Source organism: Bradyrhizobium sp. (assembly GCF_035701725.1).
Classification (GTDB): domain Bacteria; phylum Pseudomonadota; class Alphaproteobacteria; order Rhizobiales; family Xanthobacteraceae; genus Bradyrhizobium.
Window position 1 is genome coordinate 1 of sequence record NZ_DASSRP010000385.1, and the last position, 3,778, is coordinate 3,778.

The following is a 3,778-nucleotide window of genomic DNA, read 5'->3' on the forward strand; positions in this document are numbered from 1 at the left end:
CGATCAGCAGCACCAGCAGAACGACTGCTGCAATTGAAATCACGATGATCCGCGAACGCTGCGCCTGGCTGCGGCTGGTCAACACCATCGTCGCAAGCATGAACGCCGCGGTGACAGCAAGCCCGCCCCAGGCTGCGCGCGAAAACGCGAACAGTATCGCAAGCGCCATGATGACGAAGGTAACCGCATTGCGAAGCGCCTTTGCAAAACGGTCGGCGACGACGCTTTGCAGCGAAAACAGCGCCGGCAGGATCAGGAACGCGCCGATCACGTTCGGGTCCTTGAAAGTGCCGCGCGCGCGTCCGTACAGCGTCAGCAGGTCGTGCCCGGCGGGAACGAGATTGAGGTAGCCCGCAATCGCCGCGATGGACGCGATCATCGCGCCGACAATGAGCCCGCCGCGAAGCATCTCGAGCCGTGCAAGCGTATCTTCCGACATCACCATGGCGAAGAACATCACGGTGGCGGCCATGTACCAGGATGTCGCGATCCAGCTCACGACTTCCGGCTTGTCATAGAACGGAATGGCGCCGATGCTGTAACCGATATTGATCAGGGCCAGCAGCAGCAGCAGCGGCACCAGCGCAAGCCGCATCCGCACGCCGGTGGCGCAGAACAGCGCCGCCGCGCCAAGCGTCATGATTTCGTAGGGGCTCGGTTCGATGAATACGATGGCGCCCGAAGCGCCGACCAGCCATACCAGCGCGCGCTGGAACGCCAAAAGACGCGGCGACCCGGCTGATGCGGCAGGAGACCCGGCGACCGCCGTGTACGCCATTGACATGTCAAATACTCAAACTCACGCTATTTACGCCTGAACTCAAGGCGCGGCATCAATAGGCATTCTCGTTCTTGGTCAGCACGGCCAGCGGCGTCTTGAGCAGAATGGCGATATCGAACAGCACCGACCAGTTCTCGATGTAGTAAAGGTCGAACTCGACCCGCTTCTGGATCTTCTCTTCGTTGTCGATTTCGCCGCGCCAGCCGTTGATCTGGGCCCAGCCGGTGATGCCGGGCTTGACGCGGTGGCGTGCGAAGTAGCCGTCCACCGCCTCGTCGAACAGCCGGTTCTGCAATTTGCCCTGCACCGCATGCGGACGCGGGCCGACAAGCGAAAGGTTGCTCTTGAAAACCACGTTGAAGAGCTGCGGCAATTCGTCGAGGCTGGTCTTGCGAATGAATCGGCCGACGCGCGTGACGCGTTTGTCGTCTTTGGTCACGACCTTGGACGCGAGAGGATCGGCCTGGTCATGATAGAGCGATCGGAATTTGAAAACGTCGATACGCTCGTTGTTGAAGCCGAAACGCTTCTGGCGAAACAGCACGGGTCCGGGACTGTCGAGTTTGATGGCGAGTGCTACCAGCGCCATTACCGGCGCGGCGAGCAGCAGCACGACCGCGCCGACGAAGTGGTCGAACATCCACTTCATCACGAGATCCCAGTCGGTGATCGGCGCTTCGAACACGTCGAGCGTCGGCACCTTGCCGATGTAGGAATAGGAGCGGGGGCGGAAACGCAGCTTGTTGGTATGCGCCGACAGACGGATGTCGACCGGCAGCACCCACAGCTTCTTCAGCATTTCGAGAATGCGCGCTTCGGCGGAGATGGGAAGGGCGAACAGCACCAGATCGATGCGGGTGCGGCGGGCGAATTCGACGATATCGTCGACCTTGCCGAGCTTGGATTTTCCGGCGCAGGTTTCGAGCGCGCGATTGTCGTTGCGGTCGTCGAACACCCCGAGAATATCGATATCGGAGTCCGTCTGTGCATCCAGCGCTTCGATCAGTTTCTCGCCGTTCTCGTCCGAGCCGACGACGATGGTGCGTCGGTCGAGCCGGCCCTGGCGGGCCCAGGAACGAACCAGCGAGCGCAGCAACAAACGCGACGAAATCAGGGTCGCCAAACCGACGAAGAAAAATGCGGAAAGCCAAAGCCGCGAAATCTCGCCGCCGAGCTTGGCAAAGAAGGATACGCCAATGAACAGGAGAAATACAAACGCCCACGACGAGATCATCCGCGTCATCTGGCGGAGCTGGCCGCGGAAGATCTGAACGTCATAGATATCGGCGGCCTGGAAGCAGATCACGGTCGCAAGCGTCATCGTCAGGATCGCGGCAATGTATTCCCAGCGGAAACCGGAGAGCGGCGCAACGTAACCGAGGTAGAGCGCGATTCCGATCAAGCTCAGCGTAGAAAAATCGAGCACGCGCACGACGCCGGCAATCACGATCGGCGAATAGGCGCGGCGGACTTTCTGACTGGCGACGACGAGCGCGGCTTGCGAAAGCCTGCGTCGGCGTTCGAGTGGCGGAGTTCCTACGCCGACAGCCGCTGAGGCTACTGCCGCGGCATCTAACATCGAGCGTGCATTAACCGGTTCCACGGTCGTCCAATCCGTTCTGGTCGCAATGCTAATAATAAGCAGACGCGGGCAGCGCCTAAATCCCAGGCTTTCGGATTAGATGAGAAATCGGAAGAAACGGTTATCGGCACAAGGAATGGTTAACGCCGCGCAAAGGCCTCGGCGTAGCTGGCGAGAACGCCTTCGACCATCGCCTTTTGCGAAAAGTGCATGAAGATACGTTCGCGAAGGGTCTTGGCGCGGGCGGCAGTCGCAGCCGCATCGTCGAGCGCGGTTTCGATCGCATCCGCCATCGCGCCGGCGGAGTTTGGTGCAAACAGTGCATCCGGATGTGGCCCGAAGATCTCAGGGATGCCGCCGACGTTGGCTGCGATCATCGGAACGCCGGCGGCGGCAGCTTCGATCACGACGTAGGGCATCGAATCGCCGCGGGACGGAACGACGAGCAGTTTGCCCTTGGAGAATCCGAAGCGCGCCTTGACGTGTCCGATGAAGCGCACTGCCTCGCCGAGGCCGAGTTTTGCCACCTGCGATTTCAGTGCGTTGAGCTCCTCGCCATCACCGCCGAGGGTCAGCATCACCGGCCGGCCATCGGCGCGCAACCGCGCCACGGCGTCAATCAGGAGGTCCGCACCCTTGATGTGCCTGAATTCGCCGACATAGGCGAGGTCGGTGGCGTCGGGCGCCGGCGTGATAGCGTCGAACTCCTCAGCCGTGACGCCGTTGAAAACGCAGCGCACCAGCCCGGTCGTCGGCGTGCCGATCGTGCGCTGGTAGGTGTCACGCGCGAACGCGCTTTCGAACAGAAAGAGTTCGGTGTTATCCATCAATGCGCGTTCGAGGCGGCTGTAGAACGCGCCGCGCCATGTGTTGAGTGGATAATGCAGCGAGCCGCCATGCGGGGTGTAGACGCGGATGAAGCGCTTCGAGCGGCCTCTCATGCGGATGAACGCACCGGCCTTGGCGCCGTGTCCGTGCACCACATCGGGCTGCAGCCGGGCGATCAGATACATGAATCGGGCCCATACCAACGCATCGGTGAGATGAGGTTCGCGGTGGATCGCAAGGCGGCGGATGCCGAGCTTGAGCCGCGGGGCGATTTCGGCGAATGCGGCGTTGGCGCGGTCTCCGCCGGTCAGGCTGTCGGCGATTATGCCGACATGGTGACCTGCATTGATCTGGCCGTTGGCGAGATCGAGGATATGGCGGATGATTCCGCCCACCGGCGCACGCACGGCGTGGACAATGCGAAGCGGCCGGTTGGTTATCTCCGGCATTTGTCAGAACCAGCGTTCGCCGACGAGGATGGTGTCGCCGGGACTGATGGAGGTGCCGAGCGGGACGATGACGCGGCTGGCGTTGTGGGTGAGCGTGACGCTGTCGCGTTTGGCGCGGGGCGAGAAGCCGCCGGCGAT

General features: G+C 61.8%; 2 protein-coding genes and 2 pseudogenes. All 4 read right to left on the reverse strand.

What is annotated here, in order from left to right; all coding sequences use genetic code 11:
- A pseudogene (locus VFL62_RS23265) lies at positions 1-778 on the reverse strand (O-antigen ligase domain-containing protein); the annotation flags it as partial.
- Between the two features lie 55 nt (positions 779-833).
- Complete coding sequence (locus VFL62_RS23270; protein ID WP_325174746.1) at positions 834-2,384, reverse strand: undecaprenyl-phosphate glucose phosphotransferase; 1,551 nt, start codon at positions 2,382-2,384, stop codon at positions 834-836.
- Positions 2,385-2,503: 119 nt separating this feature from the next.
- Positions 2,504-3,640, reverse strand: coding sequence for a glycosyltransferase family 4 protein (locus VFL62_RS23275; protein ID WP_325174747.1), 1,137 nt, complete (start codon positions 3,638-3,640; stop codon positions 2,504-2,506).
- Between the two features lie 3 nt (positions 3,641-3,643).
- Positions 3,644-3,778: pseudogene (locus VFL62_RS23280) on the reverse strand (polysaccharide export protein); the annotation flags it as partial.